Annotated in this window: 1 pseudogene; it reads right to left on the minus strand. The window is 62.2% G+C overall.

Features of this window, described 5'->3' with window-relative positions:
- Window positions 1-210: 210 nt before the first annotated feature.
- Window positions 211-1,782 (minus strand): annotated as a pseudogene (gene tnpC, locus ACFFNA_RS36125) (IS66 family transposase); the annotation flags it as partial.
- Window positions 1,783-1,894 lie beyond the last annotated feature (112 nt).

Genomic DNA, 1,894 nt, shown 5'->3' on the forward strand with positions numbered 1-1,894 from the left:
CGCCAAGCCGGACAACCAGTTCCACGCAACATTGTACAGCGGATCGTCGAGCGGACCTTCGCATGGCTGGGCAGATGCCGAAGGCTGGCAAAGGACTTCGAGCGATCAATCGAATCCGCACAGGCGTGGGTCTTCAGTATGCATACGCTGAAGGCCGCGGAATGAAGCGTCGCGTGGGACAATAGTGGCCGTTATGGTGGTGCGATCAGTTCAGGCTGCGGCGGTCTGCTGACCGACCGGTTTCACGGCGTCGCGCAGTTTTTTCCATTCCCAGGGCAGCAGTTCGTGCATGCGGGAACTTGGCAGATCGGAGATGCGTGCGAGGACGTCGGCGAGCCAGGCTTTTGGGTCGACATCGTTCAGGCGGCAGGTGGTGATGGATGTCAGCATGGCGGCAGCCCGGTCGGCGCCGCGCTGGCTCCCGGCAAATGTCCACGCCCGCCTTCCCAGGGCCACACCTCTCAATGCCCTTTCTGCAGCATTGTTGGTCAGGCAGATTCTGCCTTCATCGATGAAGCGGGCAAAGTCGTCCCAGCGCGAGAGCATGTAGTTGATCGGCTTGAGGACATCGGAAGAGCGCGAGAAGGTATCGCGCTCGCGGAGCAACCACTCGTGCATGTCATCGAAGAGTGGCTTACTCTTTTCCTGCCGCACGGCACGCCGCTCAGGGGCTGTCTTGCCGTTGATGTCGCGCTCGATGTCGAAGAGCGCGTCGATGCGCTTGACTGCCTCCAGCGCCGTCGGGGAGATCGGTTTGCCATTCCTCTTGCCCTCGCGGGCATTTTTCTCGACGTCGGCCAGTTCGAAGAATCCCCTGCGCGCATGCGCAAAACAGAATGCGGGCGTGATCGGCAGCTCTTTCCGCTTCGGATCGAAGAGCGGATTGAAGCCGCTATAACAGTCGACCTGCAGAATGCCCCCGAAGCGGGCCAGATGTTTTTGTGGGTGCTCACCTCGTCGGTCGCTCGAAGCGTAATAGACCGCCGCCGGCGGCGCGGCGCCACCGAACGGCTGATCGTGGCGCACATACGTCCAGATACGGCCCGTCTTGCATTTGCTCTTTGCCAGGAAACGGATGGTCGTGTCGTCACCATGAAGGCGCTCGGCCGCGAACACATGAGCCTCGATCAGCTTGAAGACCGGCATGAGGGCAAAGGTTCCATGACCAACCTGATCGGCCAGCGTCGAGATCGGCATGTCGATCCCCTCGCACTTGAAGCGCGTGCTCTGCCGGTTGAGCGGGATGTGCATGCCGAACTTGTCGAAGAGGATGGTCGCCAGCAACTGCGGGCCGATGAAGCCGCGCGGCGTGACATGGAATGGCGCCGGCGGCTGGGTGATCGCCTCGCAATCCCGGCACGTAAACTTCTCCCGGACCGTTTCGATGACCTTGAAGCGGCGCGGGATCTCCTCCAGCGTCTTGTTCACGTCCTCGCCCAGCTTGGACAGCCGGGATCCGCCGCAGCAGGCGCAGGCAGTCGGAGGATCGATGACGACGCGCTCGTGTTCGATGTCATCCGGCCATGGCTTGCGCACCGGTCGCTTGCGGATGAACGGGCGGACCTTCTGCGTCCTCGCCACCGCGGCCTGCGCGGCAAGCTCATCCTCGGTCGCCGAGGTGACGAGTTCTTCGAGCTCCAATTCCAACTGCTCGATCAGCCGCGCCGTGCGCTCGGAGCGCTGCCCGTACAGTTCGCGTTTCAGCTTTTCGATGCGCAGCTCAACATGCGCGATCAGCGCCTCGTTGTCGGACAGCATGGCCTGTGCGTTGGCGGCTTCGGCCTGCCAGTTGGGCACCTCGAACTACGGCATTTCCGAGACCTGTGGGGCGGCAAAGCGGTTCGGCCCGGGCTGATGGCGGGAAGTGGCTTCGGTTTTGGTCGTTGAGGTTGAT

This window comes from Mesorhizobium kowhaii, from assembly GCF_042431665.1.
GTDB classification, from domain to species: Bacteria; Pseudomonadota; Alphaproteobacteria; order Rhizobiales; family Rhizobiaceae; genus Mesorhizobium; species Mesorhizobium kowhaii.